At 65.3% G+C, this 19,624-nt stretch carries 18 protein-coding genes; 11 read left to right on the top strand and 7 right to left on the bottom strand.

Going from position 1 to position 19,624, the window contains the following annotated elements:
* Positions 1–92 precede the first annotated feature (92 nt).
* Positions 93–1,403 (bottom strand): xylose isomerase, encoded by a 1,311-nt coding sequence (xylA, locus tag ABMA46_RS04490; RefSeq protein WP_348998114.1) that lies wholly within the window; start codon positions 1,401–1,403, stop codon positions 93–95.
* A 121-nt stretch (positions 1,404–1,524) separates the two neighbouring features.
* Between xylA and ABMA46_RS04485 the strand changes: the two genes are divergently transcribed.
* Positions 1,525–1,887 (top strand): nuclear transport factor 2 family protein, encoded by a 363-nt coding sequence (locus ABMA46_RS04485; protein ID WP_348998113.1) that lies wholly within the window; start codon positions 1,525–1,527, stop codon positions 1,885–1,887.
* Between the two features lie 29 nt (positions 1,888–1,916).
* Here ABMA46_RS04485 and xylB read toward each other — a convergent pair whose 3' ends face one another.
* Together xylB and ABMA46_RS04475 are read right to left on the bottom strand one after the other, a co-directional pair.
* Positions 1,917–3,368 (bottom strand): xylulokinase, encoded by a 1,452-nt coding sequence (gene xylB / locus ABMA46_RS04480; protein WP_348998112.1) that lies wholly within the window; start codon positions 3,366–3,368, stop codon positions 1,917–1,919.
* Between the two features lie 204 nt (positions 3,369–3,572).
* Entirely contained in the window at positions 3,573–4,193 is a 621-nt protein-coding gene (locus ABMA46_RS04475; protein WP_348998111.1) for a LysE family translocator, read from the bottom strand.
* Positions 4,194–4,429: 236 nt separating this feature from the next.
* On the opposite strand from ABMA46_RS04475, the gene ABMA46_RS04470 reads away from it, so the two are divergent.
* The 4 genes from ABMA46_RS04470 to ABMA46_RS04455 all read left to right on the top strand — a co-directional run bounded on the left by ABMA46_RS04470 (position 4,430) and on the right by ABMA46_RS04455 (position 7,841).
* On the top strand, positions 4,430–5,146 hold the full coding sequence (locus ABMA46_RS04470) for a L,D-transpeptidase (protein WP_348998110.1): 717 nt from the start codon (positions 4,430–4,432) through the stop codon (positions 5,144–5,146).
* Positions 5,147–5,300: 154 nt separating this feature from the next.
* Complete coding sequence (locus ABMA46_RS04465) at positions 5,301–6,467, top strand: diphosphate--fructose-6-phosphate 1-phosphotransferase (protein WP_348998109.1); 1,167 nt, start codon at positions 5,301–5,303, stop codon at positions 6,465–6,467.
* Between the two features lie 8 nt (positions 6,468–6,475).
* Complete coding sequence (locus tag ABMA46_RS04460) at positions 6,476–7,198, top strand: MBL fold metallo-hydrolase (RefSeq protein WP_348998108.1); 723 nt, start codon at positions 6,476–6,478, stop codon at positions 7,196–7,198.
* 397 nt (positions 7,199–7,595) lie between these two features.
* The gene (locus ABMA46_RS04455; RefSeq protein WP_348998107.1) at positions 7,596–7,841 is read left to right on the top strand and encodes a hypothetical protein; all 246 of its coding nucleotides are present in this window, start codon (positions 7,596–7,598) and stop codon (positions 7,839–7,841) included.
* 61 nt (positions 7,842–7,902) lie between these two features.
* Here the strand turns inward: ABMA46_RS04455 and bglA are convergent, their stop codons facing one another.
* The 3 genes from bglA to ABMA46_RS04440 form a co-directional block, all read right to left on the bottom strand.
* Positions 7,903–9,555, bottom strand: a complete 1,653-nt coding sequence (gene bglA, locus ABMA46_RS04450) for a beta-galactosidase BglA (protein ID WP_348998106.1) — start codon at positions 9,553–9,555, stop codon at positions 7,903–7,905.
* Between the two features lie 166 nt (positions 9,556–9,721).
* Positions 9,722–10,084 carry a DUF488 domain-containing protein gene (locus tag ABMA46_RS04445; RefSeq protein WP_348998105.1) on the bottom strand — a complete coding sequence of 121 codons (363 nt, stop codon included), beginning with the start codon at positions 10,082–10,084 and terminating at the stop codon, positions 9,722–9,724.
* Positions 10,085–10,127: 43 nt separating this feature from the next.
* The gene (locus tag ABMA46_RS04440) at positions 10,128–11,384 is read right to left on the bottom strand and encodes an aminopeptidase (protein WP_348998104.1); all 1,257 of its coding nucleotides are present in this window, start codon (positions 11,382–11,384) and stop codon (positions 10,128–10,130) included.
* Positions 11,385–11,514: 130 nt separating this feature from the next.
* Here ABMA46_RS04440 and ABMA46_RS04435 point away from each other — a divergent pair, with 130 nt between their 5' ends.
* Complete coding sequence (locus ABMA46_RS04435; RefSeq protein WP_348998103.1) at positions 11,515–12,690, top strand: YbfB/YjiJ family MFS transporter; 1,176 nt, start codon at positions 11,515–11,517, stop codon at positions 12,688–12,690.
* 108 nt (positions 12,691–12,798) lie between these two features.
* Positions 12,799–14,073 carry a peptide antibiotic transporter SbmA gene (sbmA, locus tag ABMA46_RS04430; RefSeq protein WP_348998102.1) on the top strand — a complete coding sequence of 425 codons (1,275 nt, stop codon included), beginning with the start codon at positions 12,799–12,801 and terminating at the stop codon, positions 14,071–14,073.
* A 25-nt stretch (positions 14,074–14,098) separates the two neighbouring features.
* Here the strand turns inward: sbmA and ABMA46_RS04425 are convergent, their stop codons facing one another.
* Entirely contained in the window at positions 14,099–15,136 is a 1,038-nt protein-coding gene (locus ABMA46_RS04425; protein WP_348998101.1) for a polysaccharide deacetylase family protein, read from the bottom strand.
* Between the two features lie 402 nt (positions 15,137–15,538).
* On the opposite strand from ABMA46_RS04425, the gene ABMA46_RS04420 reads away from it, so the two are divergent.
* The 4 genes from ABMA46_RS04420 to ABMA46_RS04405 all read left to right on the top strand — a co-directional run bounded on the left by ABMA46_RS04420 (position 15,539) and on the right by ABMA46_RS04405 (position 19,623).
* Positions 15,539–16,219, top strand: a complete 681-nt coding sequence (locus ABMA46_RS04420; protein WP_348998100.1) for a tetratricopeptide repeat protein — start codon at positions 15,539–15,541, stop codon at positions 16,217–16,219.
* 6 nt (positions 16,220–16,225) lie between these two features.
* Positions 16,226–17,662, top strand: coding sequence for a ribosome biogenesis GTPase Der (gene der / locus ABMA46_RS04415; protein WP_348998099.1), 1,437 nt, complete (start codon positions 16,226–16,228; stop codon positions 17,660–17,662).
* A 144-nt stretch (positions 17,663–17,806) separates the two neighbouring features.
* Positions 17,807–18,997, top strand: coding sequence for a cell wall hydrolase (locus ABMA46_RS04410; protein ID WP_348998098.1), 1,191 nt, complete (start codon positions 17,807–17,809; stop codon positions 18,995–18,997).
* A 230-nt stretch (positions 18,998–19,227) separates the two neighbouring features.
* Positions 19,228–19,623, top strand: coding sequence for an AtpZ/AtpI family protein (locus ABMA46_RS04405; protein ID WP_348998097.1), 396 nt, complete (start codon positions 19,228–19,230; stop codon positions 19,621–19,623).
* Position 19,624: the final 1 nt, after the last annotated feature.

Genomic DNA, 19,624 nt, shown 5'->3' with positions numbered 1-19,624 from the left:
GCGACAGGAAAGGGCAAAGTTTTGTCCTCTCCGCAGCAATTTCGAAACGCGCGCAGGCATAAGCCACCCGAAAGTCGGAGGCCGTCGCCGGCTCAGACGTAGCGGTTGACGACGTTCTCCAGATATTCCTGCCGGCCCGAGCGCGGCTGCGGCTCGATCGTGTCCTTGACGACGCGGGCGGCGATCTCCTCCAGCGTCCGCCGGCCGGACAACATCGCTTTGCCCTCCGTCGAATCCCAGCCCGCATAACGGTCGTCCAGCGGCCCGGACAGCGCCTTGTCCTCCAGCATCCGCGCCGCCGCCTTGAGGCCGCGGGCGCAGCAGTCCATGCCGCCGATATGGGCGATCAGCAGGTCCTGCGGATCGAGCGACTGGCGGCGCAGCTTGGCGTCGAAATTGGTGCCGCCGGTGGTGAAGCCGCCAGCGCGCAGCACATAATAATAGGCCAGCGCCATCTCCGGCACGTTGTTGGGGAACTGGTCGGTATCCCAGCCCGACTGGTAGTCGTTGCGGTTCATGTCGATCGAGCCGAAGACGCCGAGCGCGTCGGCGAGCGCCAGTTCGTGCTCGAAGGAATGGCCGGCCAGGATGGCATGGCCCTGCTCGATGTTGAGCTTGACCTCCTTTTCCAGGCCGAAATCCTTGAGGAAGCCGTAGACCGTGGCAACGTCGTAGTCGTACTGGTGCTTTGTCGGCTCCTGCGGTTTCGGCTCAATCAGGATCGTGCCCTCGAAGCCGATTTTCTTCGCGTAGTCCACGACCAGCGACAGGAAGCGGCCGGCCTGCTCGCGCTCGCGCTTCAGGTCGGTGTTGAGCAGCGTCTCGTAGCCTTCGCGGCCGCCCCAGAGCACGTAGTTGCGGCCGCCGAGTCGCTGCGTGACATCGAGGCATTTCTTCACCGTCGCGGCGGCATAGGCGAACACGTCCGGGTCCGGATTGGTGGCTGCGCCGGCCATGAAACGCCGGTGCGAGAACAGGTTGGCCGTGCCCCACAGCAGCCCGACGCCGGTCTCTTCCTGCTTGGTCGCGAAAATGTCGGCGATCTCGTCGAGCCGCGCCGCGCTTTCCGCGAAGGTCTTGCCCTCGGGGCGCACATCGGCGTCGTGGAAACAGTAGAAGGGCGCGCCGAGCAGGGAAAACATCTCGAAGGCGACGTCGGCCTTCAGCCGGGCCTTGTCCATGCCATCACCAAACCACGGCCGGTCGAAGGAGCGCCCGCCGAACGGATCGCCGCCCTCCCAGGCGAAGGAATGCCAGTAGGCGACCGAGAAGCGCAGATGGTCCTCCATGCGCTTGCCGAGTACGACCTCGTCCCTGTCGTAGAACCGGTAGGCGAGCGGATTGGTCGAGTCCGGCCCCTCGTATCTGACCGGCTCGACGTCGCCGAAAAATCCAGTGCCCATGCCTTCTCCTCCTCGACTGCGTTCAAGTGGCGGCGGCGCCGCGATTACCCCGGACGTAATTGGTTTGCCAGTTGCGATGGACGAAAACCGTCCCGTCAAAACCCGAACACGGAGAACGACGATGACGGACCTGAAGACAATCGCCGGAAACTATATTGCCGCCTGGAACGAGGCGGCGCCGAGCGCGCGCGAGGCCCTGCTTTCCAGGGCATTCACCGCGGATATCCGTTACCGTGACCCGATCATGCAAGGCGAAGGGCATGACGGCATCGCCGCGCTGATCGACGGCGTGCAGCAGCAGTTCTCCGATTTCCGTTTTTCGCTGAGGGGCGAGCCGGACGGGTTCGGCGACGCCATCCGCTTTTCCTGGAGCTTCGGTCCGGCCGACGGCGCGTCGGTCTTCGAAGGAACCGATATCGGCGTCATCGAGAACGGCCGGCTGAAAAGCGTCACCGGCTTCCTCGACAAGGCGCCGGCACAATAAAATCCGCGACGATCGCGACAGGAGGCGAATCACATCGTCCCCCGGATCGCCGGATAAAGCGCGCGGTAGCGGCCATAGGCATCGGCATAGGCCCGGGAAAGGCCGGCGTCGGGGTCTATGGTCGCTTCGGTTCCCGGAGCGGTGCACACGGCGAGTGGATCGGCGCCGGTCGCGGCGATCATGCCGAGGCGCGCCGCGCCGAAGGCCGCGCCGAAATCGCCGTCGGCCGGAATATCGACCGGAATGCCGAGCGCCGTCGCGATTGCCTTGAGCCAGTAGCGCGAGCGCGATCCGCCGCCGATGGCGGTGACGCACTCGAGCGTCGTGCCGGCCTTCCGCAACGCTTCGAGGCAATCGCGGAAGGCGAAGGCGACCCCCTCCAGCACGGCCTGCGTCAGCGCGGCGCGGCCGGATTCGTGCTCAAGTCCCGCGAACGCGCCGCGCATGACGGAATCGTTGTAAGGCGTGCGCTCGCCCGAGAGATAGGGCAGGAAGGTGACGCCGGTCGGCGCCCGCAAGCTCTCGCCGAGTTCGCCGGCGAGATGCGCGGGGTCCTTGCCGGTGACAGTCGACAACCAGGTGAGGGAATCGGCCGCGGACAGGATGACGCCCATCTGGTGCCATGTCTGCGGCAGGGCATGGCAGAAGGTGTGCACGGCGCTTTCAGGGTTGGGCAGGTAGGCCGTGTTGGCCGCGAACAGCACGCCGGACGTTCCCAGCGAGACGAAGGCGTGGCCTTCGCCCACCGTTCCCATGCCGCAGGCGGACGCCGCGTTGTCGCCGGCGCCGCCGGCAATGGGAATGCCCGCCGTCATGCCCCAGCGCGCGGCGAGCTCGGCGCGCAGCGCGCCCGCTTTTTCGGTGCCTTCCACCAGCGAGGGCATGTGGCTTTCGTCGAGATCGGTGGCGGCAAGCAGGTCCGGCGACCAGCGCCTCTCCGCCACGTTCAGCCAGGAGGTGCCGGCCGAATCCGACATTTCCGACAGGTGCTCGCCGGCGAGCCAGAGCCTGAGATAATCCTTGGGCAGCAGCACCTTCGCGACCTGCGCGAAGATGGACGGCTCGTTGTTCTTCACCCAGGCCAGTTTGGGCGCGGTAAATCCCGGGAAGACGATATTGCCGGTGATATCGCGAAAGCGGGGATCGGCGTCGAGCGCCGCCGCCTCCGCATGGCTGCGGGTGTCGTTCCACAGGATACAGGGCCGCAGCACCTTGTCGTCGGACCCGAGCAGCGTGGCGCCGTGCATCTGGCCGGACAGGCCAATCCCCTTGATGGCTGCCAGTTCCCTCGGATGCGACGCCTTCAATTCGGCGATCGCATCCTCGCTCGCCCTGATCCAGCCGGCCGGGTCCTGCTCCGACCATCCGTGATGCGGCCGCGAGACCTCCAGCGCACCGTGCCCCGCCGCGACGACGGCCTGGGCCTCATCGATCAGCAGCGCCTTGACGCCCGACGTGCCGAGGTCAAGCCCGAGATACATGCTCTTCTCTCCTCCTCACGAAAATCCCGGATCTGACGATCACCCGACGCCCGGGATTTTTCGGCAGCCAGCATAGGCGAAATCGGTTGGGTGGCCAGCCGTGCCGACTGTTGATCTGTATTTTCGAGTTCCGGCAAAATTGCAAGAAAAGTCACGCCCGGTCACGCCGGTCACACCTGACGCGTCAACGTGGGGCCGGGTTCCTCAGCTGCCGCGCATGGCGACGGTGGCGATGCCTGCTCCCACCAGCAGCGTGCCGCCGGTGCGGTTGAAGATGCGGATGGCGCGCTCGTTGCGCACGACGGCGCGGGCGCGCGAGGCCGCAACCGCATAGCCTAGCGCATTGAGGAAGGCGAGCGCCAGGAACGTCGCCTCGAACACCACCATCTGGGTCATGAAGGGGCTGTGACGATCGAGGAACTGCGGCAGGAACGCGACGAAGAAGGTGATGCTCTTCGGGTTCAGCGCCGTCACCAGCCAGGCATGAGCGATCATTTTCAGCGACGGAACAGAATCCGCGCGCGGCTCGGCCCGCAAGGTCCCGCCGGCACGGAACAGCTTTATCCCGAGATAGACCAGATAGGCCGCGCCCACGATCTTGAGGGTGGTGAAGACGGCGGCCGAAGCGGCCAGCAGCGCGCCGACGCCGAGCATCGACAGCGTCATGGCCGTGAAATCGCCGAGCGCGACGCCGAGCGCCATCGGCAGCGCGGTTCGCCAGCCTTGGCCGAGCGCATAGGACACGACCAGAAGAACGGTCGGGCCGGGAATCATGAGAAGGATCGCGGATGCGGCGGCAAAGGCCGCCCAGTTCTCGACAGACATGGTATTTCCTCGCGCAAAGAAAAGGATAAATCCCTCTCCGCGCGAGGATGTAAAGAGGGGTTCGGCCGACGCCCCCCTGTCGCGGGAAACGGCGAAAATCCTTCTTCACCGTTTATCAACCATGATTGCTGAAAATCCGCATCATTCGGCTGCGGTGTCAGGCGCGGCGCTTGCTTGGGGTAGGGAATTTGACAGTTTCGACGAACAGGAAAGAGCCGGCGCGCCTCGCGACCGATATGGATATGCTTTCGCGACGGGCCGTGCTGGCCGGCATGGGCGCCGTCACGCTCGTCGGGCTCGGCGGCTGCTCGCAGACGGCCATGGACATGCCGGCGCTCGGCCTGGACGACATCACCACAGGCTCGATCCGCGCCGACCGGCCCGTTCCGCGCATCAGCGTCGACAAGCACATCACCAGCCCTGACGTGATGTACGCCTCGCTGACCGACGGCGGCTTCGTGGTGCCGGAAGTGCCGTATCTGAAGATCAAGCCGGAGTTCCGCCGCCAGATCGTTGTCGATCCGACGGGCGAAGCGCCCGGCACCATCGTCGTCCATACCAAGGAGCGGCTGCTCTACCTGGTGCAGCCCGGCGGCGAGGCGATCCGTTACGGCGTCGGCGTCGGCAAGGACGGGTTCCGCTGGTCGGGCCGCGCCAACATCCAGTACGGACGGGAATGGCCGACTTGGACGCCGCCGCCCGAGATGATCCAGCGCAAGCCGGAACTGGTCAAATGGCAGCACGGCCAGCCTGGCGGCCTGATGAACCCGCTCGGCGCGCGCGCGCTCTACATCTACCAGAACGGCCAGGACACGGGCTACCGGCTGCACGGCTCGCCGGAATGGTGGTCGATCGGCAAGGCAATGTCTTCGGGCTGCGTGCGGCTGATCAACCAGGACATCATCGATCTCTACAGCCGCGTTTCGAAGCGCAACCCGGTCGTGGTTGTTTGAGAGGAAACAGGGCAGTAAGGCAGTAGGGCAATAGAGAACAAGACCTTGCTGCCTTACTGCCCTACTGCCCTATTCTCCTACTCACCTCCCCTTCGCCATTGCGTCCGGCGGCGAGAAGGGCGATTGTGCCGGCCTGCAGGCAGGAGCGGCGCATATGAGTGAAACCTTCATCATCGCACAGGGCGGCGGTCCCACCGCCGTCATCAACCAGACTGTCGTGGGCGCCGTGCTCGAGGTCAGAAAGCGCCATGCGGGCGCCCGCGTGCTGGGCGCAAGGCACGGCGTGCGGGGCGTGCGCGACGGCGACTTCGTCGATCTCACCGACATGAGCGAGGACGAGTTGCGGCTGATCGGCAATACGCCGAGCGCCGCGCTGGGCTCCACCCGCGACAAGCCGGACGCCGCCTATTGCGAGCAGGTCCTGAAGGGCCTGCAGAAAGCCGGCGCCGACGCCTTCATCTATATCGGCGGCAACGACACGTCCGGCACCCAGCAGATTCTCACCGACGCCGCCGGGGGCAAGATCGCCTTCGTGCATGCGCCCAAGACCATCGACAACGACCTTGTCGAGAACGACCACACGCCGGGCTTCATGTCGGCGGCCGAATTCGTGGCCGGCGCCTTCCTGTCCGTCGATCTCGATTTCCGCGCATTGCCCGGCATCTATGTCGGCATCGTCATGGGCCGGCACGCCGGCTTCCTCACCGCCGCCTCGGCGGCCTGGCGGCTGGACGAGGACAGCGGCCCGCATCTCGTCTACGTGCCGGAACGCGCCTTCTCGGTCGATCGTTTCATCGACGACGTCAAGGCGGCGCTCGGCCGCCACCAGCGCTGCGTTGTCGCGGTCTCGGAGGGCGTGTCGACCGGCGACGGGCGCTCGCTGGTCGAGTCCATCGTCGGGTCGGACAGGATCGAGCGCGACGCGCACGGCAATGTGAAGCTCTCGGGCAGCGACCTCAACCGGGCCTTCGAGCAGGCGCTTTCGGACCGCTTGCCGGGCAAGCGCGCGCGCGTCGACGCCCTCGGCTACATGCCGCGCGGCTATGTCGGGGCGATCAGCGCGGTCGACGCGCAGGAGGCGTTCGATGCCGGCGCCTTCGCTGTGCGGGTCGCCGCCGAGGGCGGCGGCTCGGTCGCCTTGCAATATGACGGGGACAAAACGGTCCTGAAGAAAGTGCCGCTCGACGCGGTCGCCGGCAAGACCCGGCATATGCCGGAGGATTTTCTCCAGGCCGACCGCAACGACCTGGCCGAGCCGGGGCTCGCCTATCTGAGACGGCTGGTTCCGGCGAAATACAAGGTCGGCAAGCCTTTCGTCTGAGCGCCGCGATGGACCGGCCCTGGTTCCTGAAAATCGTCGTCGACGACAGCACGACGATGCTGACGGAGCCTTTCGTCCATCCTTACATGCGCGCCAATATGTGGCACGTCAGGGGCCGCGACGCGGATCTGCTGGTCGATACCGGAATGGGGATCTGTCCGCTGGCGCCGGAGATCGACACGCCGCCCGGCAAGCCGCTCCTGGTCGTGGCCACCCATATCCATCTCGACCATGTCGGCTCGCTGCACGAATTTCCGCAGCGGCTCGGCCCGGCGCGGAGCGCCGCCGCCTTTGCCGCCATGCCCGACGCCGTCACCTACGCCGACGAATTCCGCCACCTCGACGCGGCCGTCTCGGCCCTTCCGCGTCCCGGCTGGAGTGCCACGACGTACGCGATCACGGCTGCGCCGCTGACCCGCACGCTTGCGGAAGGCGACAGCGTCGACCTCGGCGACCGCCGTTTCACGGTGCTGGACCTGCCGGGGCATTCGCCGGATTCGATCGGCCTGCTGGACGAGCGGGACGGCCTGTTTTTTTCCGGCGACGCTATCTACGACGACACGCTGCTGGACGAGTTGCCGGACTCCGACCGGCCGGCCTATCGCGAAACGATGAAGCGCCTGATCGACCTGCCGATCCGCCTTGGCCACGGAGGACACGGCCCGAGCTTCGACCGCTCGCGCATGCAGGCGATCGCGCGGGCCTATCTCGCCGGCACCGACGGACCCTGAGCGCCGGAACGGTTTCCGTGCCGACCGATACCAACGGCTTTCCGGACCGGTGATGACGGTTAACGATTCGTGAGTTGGCGCATGGATTCCAAAGCAAATCGAACCGAACGGTTCGGTTTTTATTGACGCTGTGTCCAACACGTCGTGAACGATGAAGCGGGTATGCTTTCGCATATCGGCCAGGATGGATCTTGTATCCGCATGAATTCAAACAAAAAAAATTGCCGATAGATGCCTGTCTCGACGTTTCAAGAACAAGCGTTCTGGACCAGCCGGAACATTTTCGTGATTGGAATCCGACGCCCCCGCCACCCAGATCAGCGTTGTCCGAACGACGCGAAATCCTCCCAAGGGCACGCCGCTTGACGGACGAGATAAAAATCTGGAGTACCTAAAAATGAAGAAGATCGCTCTTACCGCTGCCACCCTCCTCGCCCTTAGCGGCGTAGCCCTCGCCGAGGACCAGAACGGCGGCGGCCCCGACATCAACGCGATCGCTGCGCAGCAGCGCATCGATACCGTGCAGACCTCGTCGGTCAGCCAGTCGCCGGTGGCCTACGAACTGCGCAATTCCAACGGCACAATCGCCGAAAAGAATTCGCAGGCGGCCCTGGAGGGCGTGCGGACCTTCGGCAGCAACTAAGCCTCGGTTCTGCCTGAACCCGGGAGCGGCGGGCTTGCCCGCCGCTCTTTTTATGTCCGGCTCAGGCGAGGCGCCCGAACCACGCTCCGTAACCGCCAGGCTCGACGCGCCCGGCGTCCGCCTCGCTGGCAAAGCCGTGCCCGGCGAGGGGCTGGACCGTCAGGCCCGCGCCGAGATCGACAGCCGCAGGCCGGTTGCCGAGATTGAAGACACAGACCAGCCGCTCGTTGCCGTAGCCACGTGTGAAGGCGACCGTGTCGCCCCCGCTCGGCAGGAATTCGATATCGCCCTTCACCAACGCCGGATGGGCACGGCGGAAGGCGAGGAAGCGGCGGTAGTGCTCCAGCAGCGAGTTTTCATCACCCTGCTGAACATCGACCGCCCCGGCGAGATGCTCGGCCGGCACAGGCAGCCACGGCTTGGCCGTCGAGAAACCGCCGTTCTTCGCGCCGGCCTGCCACACCATCGGCGTGCGGCAGCCGTCGCGGCCCTTGAATTCCGGCCAGAAGCGGATGCCGTAGGGGTCCCGCAGATCCTCGAAGGCGAGATCGGCTTCGGTCAGCCCCAGTTCCTCGCCCTGATAGAGGCAGACGGAGCCGCGCAGCGACATGAGAAGCGCCGACACGAGTTTGAGATAGGCGGCCGGGTCGGGTTCGTCGACAGCCCAGCGCGAGGCGTAGCGCACCACGTCGTGATTGGAGAAGGCCCAGCACGACCAGCCGTCGACAGCCACGCGGCCGAAATCCTGCAACACCTGCCTGACCTTCGGCGCGCTGATCTTTTCGGGCGCGAGGAAATCGAAGGCGTAGCACATCTGTACGCGCCGGCCGCCCTCGGTATAGGCGGCGACGATCTCCAGCCCGCGCTGTGAATCACCGACCTCGCCGACGGCGGCAGCGGCCGGATATTCGTCGAGCAGAGCGCGGAAGCGTTCGAGGAAGGCGAGGTTCTCCGGCCGGCTCTTGTCGTAGAGATGATCCTGGTAATTGTAGGGATTGACCGAGGGCGCGGTCTGGTCGTTGCGTTCTTCCAGCGGCAAGGCCGGATTGTCCTCAAGACCCTGCGAGTGGAAATAGAAATTGATGGTGTCGAGGCGGAAGCCGTCGACACCGCGCTCCAGCCAGAAACGCGTGACATCGAGCAGCGCGTCCTGGACTTCGCGGTTGTGGAAATTCAGGTCCGGCTGCTCGGACAGGAAATTGTGCAGGTAATATTGCTGGCGTCGCGTGTCCCATTGCCAGGCCGAGCCGCCGAAGATCGACAGCCAGTTATTGGGCGGCGTGCCGTCCGGCCTGGCGTCGGCCCAGACGTACCAGTCTGCCTTGGGATTGTCGCGGCTCGACCGGCTTTCGGCGAACCAGGGATGGCTGTCGGCGGTGTGCGACAGAACCTCGTCGATCATCACTTTGAGGCCCAGCCGATGCGCCTCGGCGACCAGCGCGTCGAAATCGGCGAGCGTGCCGAACATCGGATCGACGTCGCAATAGTCGGTGACGTCGTAGCCGAAATCCTTCATCGGCGACTTGAAGAAAGGCGAAATCCAGATCGCGTCGACGCCCAGCGAGGCGATGTAGCCGAGCCTTTTCGTGATGCCTTTCAGGTCGCCGATGCCGTCGCCATCCGTGTCCTGGAAGGAACGCGGATAGATCTGGTAGATGACGCAGCCACGCCACCAGTCGCGATCGACGGGTCCCGAAGAGGTCAGTTCCGGCATAGGTTCGAACTCCAATGCGTTGTCCCGCGATCTCCCACCCCCGACGCCTCAAGGGCTGGGGAACTTGGTGCCGATACATCCGCCTCGTTCATCGAGGCGAGGGATTCCGTCGATAGACGCCGATGCCCGCTTTCGGGAGACACGCTCCAGCCATTCCGTGCCGCTTCTATTTCTGCGCCTGCAACCAGGCCGCCAGTGCCACGGCGTTGTTGTGCCTCTCGTCATGGGCACCATAGAGAAGCGTCACCCGGCCGTTGTCCAGCAGGTTGCCGAGCTGGCGCAGCGGCTCGTCCTTGCCGGCAAGCTCGGCGGCGTAGCGGCGCTGGAACTCTTCCCAGCGCTCCGCCTTGTGGTCGAACCAATGGCGCAATTCGTCGCTCGGCGCGATGTCCTTCAGCCACAACGTCAGCGCCGCCTTCTCCTTGGAAACGCCCCGCGGCCACAGCCGGTCGACGAGCACGCGCTGGCCGTCGGCCGGTTGCGCCGGCTCGTAGACCCGTTTCACGCGGATATCGATTGCACCTGCCATCGGCTCCTCCCGGGCGCGACTGTCCGGAAACGAGTTCCGGTCCCTATACCCATTCGCCCCGGCGCATGACGGGCACGGTCGAGCCGTCGGCATTGACGCCGTCGATATCGACCTCGCCCGAGCCGATCATCCAGTCGATATGGATGAAGCTCTTGTTGCCGCCACGCGCCGCGATCTCTTCCTGTGTCAGCTCGGCGCCGCCGACGAAGCACTTCGAATAGCACTGGCCGAGCGCGATGTGGCAGGAGGCGTTCTCGTCGAACAGCGTGTTGTAGAACAGGATGCCGCTTTTCGAGATCGGCGAGGAATTGGGCACCAGCGCCACCTCGCCCAGCCGGCGGGCGCCCTCGTCCGTATCGAGCACCTTCTGCAGCACGTCCTCGCCCTTGGCCGCGCGGGCCTCGACGATGCGCCCTTCCTCGAAGCGGACGGAAATCTCGTCGATCAGCGTACCCTGGTAGGAGAGCGGCTTGGTGCTCGAGACATGGCCGGAGACGCGGCGGGCATGCGGCGTGGTGAACACCTCCTCGGTCGGGATGTTGGGGTTGCAGATCACGCCGTTCTTCGCCGTCGAAGCGCCGCCCATCCATTCGTGGCCGTCCGCCAGCCCGACGGTGAGGTCGGTGCCCGGCCCGGTGAAACGCAGCGCATGGAAATTGTGGCCGTTCAGCCAGGCCGAGCGCTTGCTCAGCTCGGCATTGTGCGCCTTCCATGCGCCGATCGGATCGTCGCCGTCGACCCGGCTGGCGGCAAAGATGGCGTTCGCAAGCTTCGCCACGGCAACGTCGTCGTTCTCACCCGGAAACACCTGCTTCGCCCAGGCAAGCTCGGGATAGGCGAGGATCGTCCAGTTGATGTCGAAGCCGGTGATCTTCTCCATTGCCGGCTTGGAGGCGATGGAGGCCGCCTTATTGGCGCGGGCGACCTTCTGCGGATCCTGCCCCGACAGGAGAGACGGATCGTCGCCGCGCACGGCAAGCCGCGCCGCGCCATCGCCATAGGCTTTCGCCATGCCCTCGTAGAGCCATCCGGCCGCCCGGTCGAAGCCGGCGTCCTGACCGTGACGGAACCGCGTCAGCGTGATCTCGTCGTCGGAGAAGATCGGCGTCACCAGTCCGGCGCCTGCCTTGTAGGCCTGCTCGATGATCTTGCGCGTCAGCGGCAGGGCGGCGATCGAGGAGGTCAGCACGAGGTCCTGCCCCGGCTGAAGTTGCAGGCCGACTTTGATGGCCACCTGCGCCAAACGGTCGAGCTTCACCGGATCGATGGAAGCGGAAAAATCGCGCTGATGCGTCGTCATGGTCCTGCCTGCACTGGTTTGCGAAAAGGATTACATAGACCCCGGACGCGGCGCTTTCCATCCCGGGCCGTGCCATTGGCCCAACGCATGCCCGTTGTGTGCGTGCGCAGCATGAATAGTGTGCGCTGCAATGAACGCACCGGCCAATCCGCTCCGCTACGCCTTCGCCGGCATGATCGCCATGGCGGCGGCGATGGGCATCGGCCGCTTCGTCTACACCCCGATCCTGCCCGGCATGATGGAGGAACTGCATCTCTCCGCAGGCGACGCGGGCCTGATCGCGTCGGCCAACTATCTCGGCTATCTCGTCGGCGCCTTCGCGGCCGCGGGCGGCTGGGCGCACGGGCGGGAGCGCTTGATCATGCTGGCCAGCCTCGCGCTCAGCACAGTGCTGGCGGCCGCCATGGGGCTGACGGACCAGCTTGGCCCGTTCATCGCCATCCGCTTCCTTGCCGGTGTCGCCAGCGCCTTCGTCATGGTGTTCCTGGCGTCGATCGTGTTCAGCCATCTCGGTGCGCGCCAGCGTGGCGAATTGCAGGCGCTGCATTTCGGCGGCGTCGGCCTGGGCATAGCACTGTCGTCCGCCCTCATGGCCATTCTCGTCGGGGAACATGCGGGCTGGACCGCCGGCTGGTTCTGGTCGGCAGCCCTGTCGGCCGTGGCCTTCCTCGCAGTCCTGGTGATGATCGACCGTGGGCCGCTGACGGACGGCACCGTCCGGCGCGAGCCAAGCCTGCCGAAGAACCCGGCGCTGACCCGGATGATCGTCGCCTACGGCCTGTTCGGCTTCGGCTACGTCGTGACCGCCACCTTTCTCGTCGCCATCGTGCGCCAGGGCGGCGCGGGCCGAGTCTTCGAGACGATGGTGTGGCTGGTCGCCGGCCTTTCGGGGATTCCCTCGGTGTGGCTGTGGCAGAAGATCGCCGGACGGATCGGCATCTACGGCGCCTATATCGCCGGCTGCCTGACCGAAGCGGTCGGCGTTGCCGCCAGCGTGACAGTGGGCGGCATGACCGGGCCGCTGATCGCGGGCGTGCTGCTCGGCGGCACCTTCATCGCCGTCACGGCGCTGGGATTGCAGGAAGGGCGGCAGCTGGCGCCGCTCGCGCCGCGCCGGGTCTTCGCCCTGATGACGGCCGTGTTCGGCATCGGCCAGATTCTCGGCCCCATCGTCGCCGGCATGCTGGCCGAGCGCTCCGGCAGCTTCGTCGCGCCCTCGCTGCTCGCCGCGCTCGTGCTCGTCGCCTCAGGGGCGGCCGCCTGGTCGGCCCGGATGGCGGGCAGGCCGGCCGGAAGCGCAACATGACGATAAAGTAATGGGCGGATCTCCCACCGAACCATTTCTTTGCCGCAAAATGTGTGACTTTATGCGCGCGACTCGAAACGCCGCGCCCGCGCCGAAGGAATTGCCCGAGTGTTCGTATCCTTTTTTCCGAAACCCAAGCTGTTCTTTCTGAGCGCCGCCGGCTGGTCGCTCTTTCTGATATTGCTGTGGTTCTTCGGTGGCGAACAGATGGGCGCACTGATCGGCCTGCCGCCGGCCGCGCCGGGAACGCCGCCGATCATCGGCATCGCGGTGCTCGTATCGAAGCCGTTCCTGTGGTTCTACATCTACTACGTCCTCGGGGTGGCGATCTTCTATGCCTTCTGGCGCTGGTACGCGCCGCACCCCTGGCAGAACTGGTCGATCCTCGTCTCGTCGGTGATTTTCTTCCTGATCTATTTCAACGTCCAGATCAGCGTTGCGGTCAACAACTGGTACGGGCCTTTCATGGACTACGTACAAGGCTTGATGGCCAGCACGACCAATTCGACGGCCAGCGAGTTTTACAAAGGCGCGGCCAGCTTCGCATGGCTTGCTCTGGTCGGCATGAACGTCTCGGTCATCAACGCCTTTATCGTCAGCCACTGGATCTTCCGCTGGCGCACGGCGATGAATGACTATTTCATGAATTACTGGGGCCGGCTTCGCCATATCGAAGGCGCGTCGCAGCGCATCCAGGAAGACACGATGCGCTTTTCCCAGATCATGGAGGATCTCGGAACGTCGTTCGTCCAGTCGATCATGACGCTGATCGCTTTCCTGCCGGTTCTGATCGCCTTGCAGAAACACATCACCGAACTGCCGATCATCGGCGCCGTTCCGCAACCGCTGGTCGTTGCTGCCCTGGCCTGGTGCCTGTTCGGCACGCTTTCCGTCATGCTTGCCGGCATCAAATTACCCGGCCTTCAGTTCCGAAATCAGCGGGTCGAGGCCGCCTATCGCAAGGAACTCGTCTATGGCGAGGATCACGACGACCGCGCCCAGCCGGCCACCACGGCCGAGTTGTTCGAGAACGTACGCCGCAATTACTTCCGGCTTTATGGCCACTACATTTATTTCAACGTCGTGCGCTACACCTATCTCCAGGCAGACAACATCTTCTCATTCATCATCCTCGGTCCCTCGCTGGTCGCGCACAAGATAACGTTCGGTCCGCTGAACCAGATTTCCAACGCCTTCGGGCGGGTCACCGGGTCGCTCCAGTTCCTACTCAATTCATGGTCGACAATCGTCGAGCTGCAATCCGTCCACAAGCGCTTGCGCGCCTTCGAGGCGACGCTGGAAGGTGCGCCGCTGCCGGAGATCGACCAGCACTACCTGGAGCGGAAACGCGCCGTGCTGGAACCGAAGGAGCAGGTCGGCTGACCTGCCGGAGAACCGTTCGGGCTCGTCAGGAGTTCTTGCCGCCCGGGACCGGTTCGCCGGATTGGCCGTCGGCGGGCGTGGTAGCACGCTCACGCTCGACATAGTCGCGATAGGAGATGCAGGCGACGTCCGGCCTGACGCAGACCTCGCCGGCGAAACGCTCCAGCGCGTCCCAATAGGCGCCGCCGTTCATCAGCGTGAAATGGAAGCCGATCTCCAGCGGGATGCGCTTGCCTTCATATTGCGCGTCGAAGGCGTGGCGGAAAGCGTGATAGGCCCGTTCGGAAAACGCCTTCGCCTTCGACGGAGTCTCGACGGCGCCGGAATGGCGCGCGAAGAAATTGTAGTCCATGGCGATGACCGGCCGGTCCTTCGGCCCTTCCGGCACCAGCGGCAGCGAGAAGCGTATCAGCCCGCCCCGTCGCTCCGGTTCGGCCGGCCCCTTCGAGACGCCGCTCGCATCATAGAGGAATCCGGCCTCGGGCAGCGCCTCGTAGAGCGCCTTGCTGGTCGAGAGATAGGGTGCGCGGAAACCGACGACGGCGCGGGCCGCGAAATCGCGCCAGTCCTTCGGCTCCGGCGCGATGCCGTTCAGTTCGTAGGCGTCGGCGAGGACACGGCGGGCAGACGCCAGTTCCGAGAGCCAGTCCGCCTTCGACCAGTCCTTGCCGTCGAAATGCCCGCAGGCGTGGCTGGCGATGTCGTGGCCTTCGGCTGCCGCCAGGTGGATCTGCCCGAGCCGGGCGGCCACCTCTTCCTTCGACTGGGCAAAGCCGATGTTCGAACTGCCCGCCGCCTTGTGCGGCGGCTTGTAGCTGTCGCGATTCTCACGCGTCAGCAGGAAGACGCAGGACAGGAAATAGGTGAAATGCGCGCCCGTGCGGCGCGCCAGGTCGCGGCTGCGCTGCCATTGGGCAATGTCGCGCGCGCTGTCGAAAGAGATGATGACCACCTGTTTCGGGCGTCCCGGCACATGCGCGTGCGGCGGGTCGGCCAGGGCGGGACCTGTGGCGAGCAGGACGAACAGAGAAGCAAGGACGCGCGAACCGAGAGACTGAAACACGACGGGACCGACCGTGGTAGGAGGAAGTTTCCAGCCTGACGGGAAAATGTGGCCTCCATAGGATAAGGTCTTGGTCGTGTGCATCGGTAGCTTAAGACGAGGTTCGGTCACCTCTCATCTGCGTCATTCCGGGCCGCGCAGCGGGACCCGGAATCCAGAGCGACAAGGTTAGCAATCCAATTTTTAACGAGTGAGGTCGACGTGCTGGATTCGGGGTCCCGCTGCGCGGCCCCGGAATGACGGACGGCGTAGACGTTGCCAATCTCCGACTGCTCACACTTAGCCAACCGTCATTGTCCATCAAGCAAACAGCGCTTTTTGACGGTTGCCCCTTCCCTGCCGGTAAAATTCCGCTAAAACGCGGGCTCATCACAGGGTGCGGCGGCAGAAACGGTTCCATCGATGTCGGACGACAGCTTCATTCGCGAAGTCAATGAGGAATATCGCAGCGATCAGGCCAAGGCGCTGTGGGAGCGCTACGGCATCGTGGTTGCGGGCCTCGCTTTGCTGATCGTCCTCGGCACGGCCGGCTATGTCGGCTACCAGTATTGGGACGAAAGCCGGGCCAATGCCTCCGGCGACAAGTTCCTGGCCGCGCTCCAGCTTGCCAACGACGGCAAGTCCGACGAGGCGATCACGGCCTTCGACCAGCTCGAGAAGGACGGCTACGGCGCCTATCCGGTGCTGGCCAGAATGCGCGCGGCCACCGTCAAGGCGAACAAGGGCGACTTCGACGGCGCGGTCAAGGATTTCGATGCGGTCGCGGCCGACACGGCCATTCCCTCCGCCCTTCGCGACATGGCCAGATTGCGCGCCGGGCTGCTCCTGGTAGACCACGGCGCCTATGCGGACGTCTCGTCGCGCGTCGAGGCGCTGACGGGCGACACCAATCCGCTGCGCCACAGCGCGCGCGAGGCGCTCGGCCTCGCCGCCTGGAAGGACGGCAAGCCGGCCGACGCGCTCAAGCTGTTCGACCAGATCAGCGCCGACGAGGCGGCGCCGCGCAACCTGCGCCAGCGGGCGACGCTGATGGCCGAGCTGATCCGCGGTTCGGGCGACGTGCCGGCGAACGGCGCCTCGTGAGGACCCATGGGCTTCACCGTCGCGATCATCGGCCGGCCTAACGTCGGCAAGTCGACGCTTTTCAACCGCCTTGCCGGCAAGAAGCTGGCGCTTGTCGACGACACGCCGGGCGTGACGCGCGACCGGCGCAGGCACGAGGCGCGGCTCTACGACCTTTCCTTCGACGTGATCGACACGGCCGGCTTCGAGGACGCGCCGGCAGCCTCGTTGCCGGGCCGGATGCGCGCGCAGACCGAGATCGCGATCGGCGAGGCCGACCTGATCTTCTTCCTGATGGACGCCAAGACGGGCCTGGTCCCGGACGACCGCGCCTTCGCCGAAATCGTGCGTCGCTCCGGCAAGCCCGTGGTGCTCGTCGCCAACAAGGCCGAGGCGCGCGGTGCGCAGGGCGGCTTCCTCGAATCCTGGGAACTCGGGCTCGGCGAACCGGTGCCGATCTCGGCCGAACACGGCCAGGGCCTGCCGGACCTGCGCGAGGCGATCATCGCGGCGCTCGGCGAAAAGCGGGCGTTTGGCGAGGACGAGGAAGCGGCCGGCGACGAGCTCGCGGCGAGCGAGGTGCTGATCGGCGAGGACATCGCCGATCCCGATGCGGAAGAGGCGCCGGCCTACGACGAGACCAAGCCGCTGCGCATCGCCGTGGTGGGCCGCCCCAACGCCGGCAAGTCGACGCTCATCAACGCCCTGATCGGCGAGGAACGGCTGCTGACCGGCCCCGAGGCCGGCATCACGCGCGATTCCATCTCCGTCGACTGGGACTGGCGCGGGCGACGGATGAAGCTGTTCGACACCGCCGGCATGCGCCGCAAGGCCAAGGTGCAGGAGAAACTGGAGAAGCTCTCCGTCGCCGACGGCCTGCGCGCCGTGCGTTTCGCCGAGATCGTCGTCATCGTGCTCGACGCCACCATTCCCTTCGAGAAACAGGACTTGCAGATCGCCGACCTGATCATGCGCGAGGGGCGCGCGCCGGTGATCGCCTTCAACAAGTGGGACCTGATCGAGCACCCGCAGCAGGTGTTGGCCGAGCTTCGCGAGAAGACGGAGCGGCTTCTGCCGCAGGCGCGCGGCGTGCTGGCCGTGCCGGTCTCCGCCGAAACCGGGCGCGGTCTCGACAAGCTCATGGACGCGGTGGTGCGCACGCACCGCGTCTGGAACAGCCGCGTCTCCACCGGCCGGCTGAACCGGTGGCTCGAAGGCATCCTCGCCCATCATCCGCCGCCGGCGGTGGCCGGGCGCCGTCTCAAGATCAAATATGTGACGCAGGCCAAGACGCGGCCGCCGGGTTTCATCCTGTCCTGCTCGCGGCCGGACGCCATGCCGCAATCCTATATCCGTTACCTCGTCAATAATCTGCGCGACGCCTTCGATATGCCCGGCGTTCCGATCCGGATGGCGCTGCGCGCTTCGGACAATCCCTTCGCGGGACGCGCGAGGAAGCGCTGATGCGCAGAGGCCGGCCGCCACGGCATGGTTAAGAATCAATTGGCAATTTCAGCCGGACGGTGGTCGGTCCGTTAACGCTCCATCAAGGTTAACGGGGCATGGTGATCCCTCAGTTGGGGTTAGTCTGCGTCCTGGAGAGTTTTCGTGCATCGACGTCTTGTTGAGCGGCTCGTCGCTGCCTTTGCCGGCGAGAAGAAGCGGTCCCTGCTCACGCCCTGCCTGCTCGGCCTCGGCATCTGGGTCGGCTTTCCCACCGTCGCCGCCTATCAGGACATGACCAGCCTCGTTTCCGGCCTCGAACGCGACGGCACGCGCTGGAACGCGGTGATCGAGAAGTCCGTCGCGGGATCGGTGCATGCCGCGGAAATGCCGTTCGTCGACGGCGACGCCATCACCGGCTCGATCTCGGGATCGGGCGTGGAACTGCCGGGCATCGGCGCCGTCGCCTTCAAGGGAAAGAGCGGCATCACCAGCGAGATACCGGACGAAGACCGCATCGTGCGCTCGGACAAGCAGGGCCGGCTGCTGCAGGTCGCCCCTGTCGCGCCGCCGAAGAATTTTTCCGCCGGGTCGATCTTCGAACGGACCTCATCGCTGCTGCGTCCGACGATGGACAGCGGCCTCAAGCTCGCCTTCGCCAAGCCTGCGATCAAGGGGCAGGAAGTGCAGATCGCTTCCGCCTTCCACCTGCGCGAGGAGGAAAGCAACGACGCCGGCGTGCCGGCGATGCTGGCGTCGCTGGTGACCAACGACAAGGCCGACGTCCTGGCGACAGCCTATGCCGCCGACGAGCCCGACTACGCCACCCGCTCGCCCTTCGAGGCGCTGCTCAAGGACGAAGACCCGGATGACGGGCGTTTCATTCCGCCCGTCGGAAAGGGCGATCATTCCTGGATGCAGACCCCCTTGCCGGCCAGCGTCTTTTCGAAGAAGGAGCAGGCCTGCCTCGCCAACGCCATCTATTTCGAGGCACGCTCGGAACCGCTGCGCGGACAGGCCGCGGTGGCGCAGGTGGTGCTGAACCGCGTGCGCAACCCCGCCTATCCGGATTCGGTGTGCGGCGTGGTGTACCAGAACTCGAACTGGCGCAACGCGTGCCAGTTCTCCTTCGCCTGCGACGGCAAGAAAGACCGCGTCACCGAACCCGGCCATTACAAAACCGCCAAGGACGTCGCCATGGCGGTGACGGCCGGAAAGATATTCCTGCCCGAAGTCGGCTCGTCGACCCATTACTATGCCAATTACGTGCATCCCGGCTGGGCCCGGTCGATGCACAAGATGGTCAAGATCGGCTTGCACATCTTCTACCGCACCTATGGCGGCGGCTGGAGCTGACGGCACGGAATCGCCGTTTCCAGGCGGCCTGGAGCGCGCCGCGGCGCCAAGCTTTGCGCGCGCAATCGCCGGGCACGATGTCGCACCTGGCTAAGCGATTGATTATCAATATAAAAGCACATCTGCATTGTTCTGACCCTGTGGCTTGACGCGGACAGGCCCTCTAACTATGTTGCGCGCGACTTGAAGGCGGGCCGACGATGACGTCTGGCTCGGGCGTGGAGGTTGCGATGGCCGGTTCGAAAAGGCCAGACGGAACCGGAGAGACAAGCCCGGGACACCAGAGACGCGCCGACGACCGCGATGACGATCTTGAGCGCCGCCGGCGTGAACTTGCAGCATCGCTTGCGACAAGACTGCCGGACCGGCTCGAGGGGGAAGACGGAACCACAAAGGCCGTTGGCGTCGGTTACGCCCAGGCCTTCAAGCTGTCCAGCGAGTTCATCGCCGGGATAGCGGTCGGCGCCGGCATCGGCTGGTTCGTCGACCGGATGGCGGGTACTTCGCCATGGGGTCTGATCGTTTTCCTGCTCCTCGGCTTCGGCGCCGGCATCCTCAACGTCCTGCGGTCGGCAGGACTGGTTGCCGAGTTCGGACAGGGCGACAAGCCGCGCCCGAAGAAGTAAG

Origin of the sequence: Mesorhizobium hunchu (genome assembly GCF_040081975.1) — a bacterium.
In the GTDB taxonomy this organism is placed as follows: Bacteria; Pseudomonadota; Alphaproteobacteria; order Rhizobiales; family Rhizobiaceae; genus Mesorhizobium; species Mesorhizobium hunchu.
This window is presented reverse-complemented; position numbering and strand designations above follow the sequence as displayed.

Coding starts and splice junctions, on each gene's coding strand:
- ABMA46_RS04460 (WP_348998108.1), top strand. CDS start 6,476: ATGGACCGGCCCTGGTTCCTGAAAATCGTCGTCGACGACAGCACGACG.
- ABMA46_RS04435 (WP_348998103.1), top strand. CDS start 11,515: ATGAACGCACCGGCCAATCCGCTCCGCTACGCCTTCGCCGGCATGATC.
- ABMA46_RS04405 (WP_348998097.1), top strand. CDS start 19,228: ATGGCCGGTTCGAAAAGGCCAGACGGAACCGGAGAGACAAGCCCGGGA.
- bglA (WP_348998106.1), bottom strand. CDS start 9,555: ATGCCGGAACTGACCTCTTCGGGACCCGTCGATCGCGACTGGTGGCGT.
- ABMA46_RS04470 (WP_348998110.1), top strand. CDS start 4,430: ATGGATATGCTTTCGCGACGGGCCGTGCTGGCCGGCATGGGCGCCGTC.
- ABMA46_RS04420 (WP_348998100.1), top strand. CDS start 15,539: ATGTCGGACGACAGCTTCATTCGCGAAGTCAATGAGGAATATCGCAGC.
- ABMA46_RS04485 (WP_348998113.1), top strand. CDS start 1,525: ATGACGGACCTGAAGACAATCGCCGGAAACTATATTGCCGCCTGGAAC.
- ABMA46_RS04445 (WP_348998105.1), bottom strand. CDS start 10,084: ATGGCAGGTGCAATCGATATCCGCGTGAAACGGGTCTACGAGCCGGCG.
- xylB (WP_348998112.1), bottom strand. CDS start 3,368: ATGTATCTCGGGCTTGACCTCGGCACGTCGGGCGTCAAGGCGCTGCTG.
- ABMA46_RS04475 (WP_348998111.1), bottom strand. CDS start 4,193: ATGTCTGTCGAGAACTGGGCGGCCTTTGCCGCCGCATCCGCGATCCTT.
- ABMA46_RS04465 (WP_348998109.1), top strand. CDS start 5,301: ATGAGTGAAACCTTCATCATCGCACAGGGCGGCGGTCCCACCGCCGTC.
- xylA (WP_348998114.1), bottom strand. CDS start 1,403: ATGGGCACTGGATTTTTCGGCGACGTCGAGCCGGTCAGATACGAGGGG.
- ABMA46_RS04440 (WP_348998104.1), bottom strand. CDS start 11,384: ATGACGACGCATCAGCGCGATTTTTCCGCTTCCATCGATCCGGTGAAG.
- ABMA46_RS04455 (WP_348998107.1), top strand. CDS start 7,596: ATGAAGAAGATCGCTCTTACCGCTGCCACCCTCCTCGCCCTTAGCGGC.
- der (WP_348998099.1), top strand. CDS start 16,226: ATGGGCTTCACCGTCGCGATCATCGGCCGGCCTAACGTCGGCAAGTCG.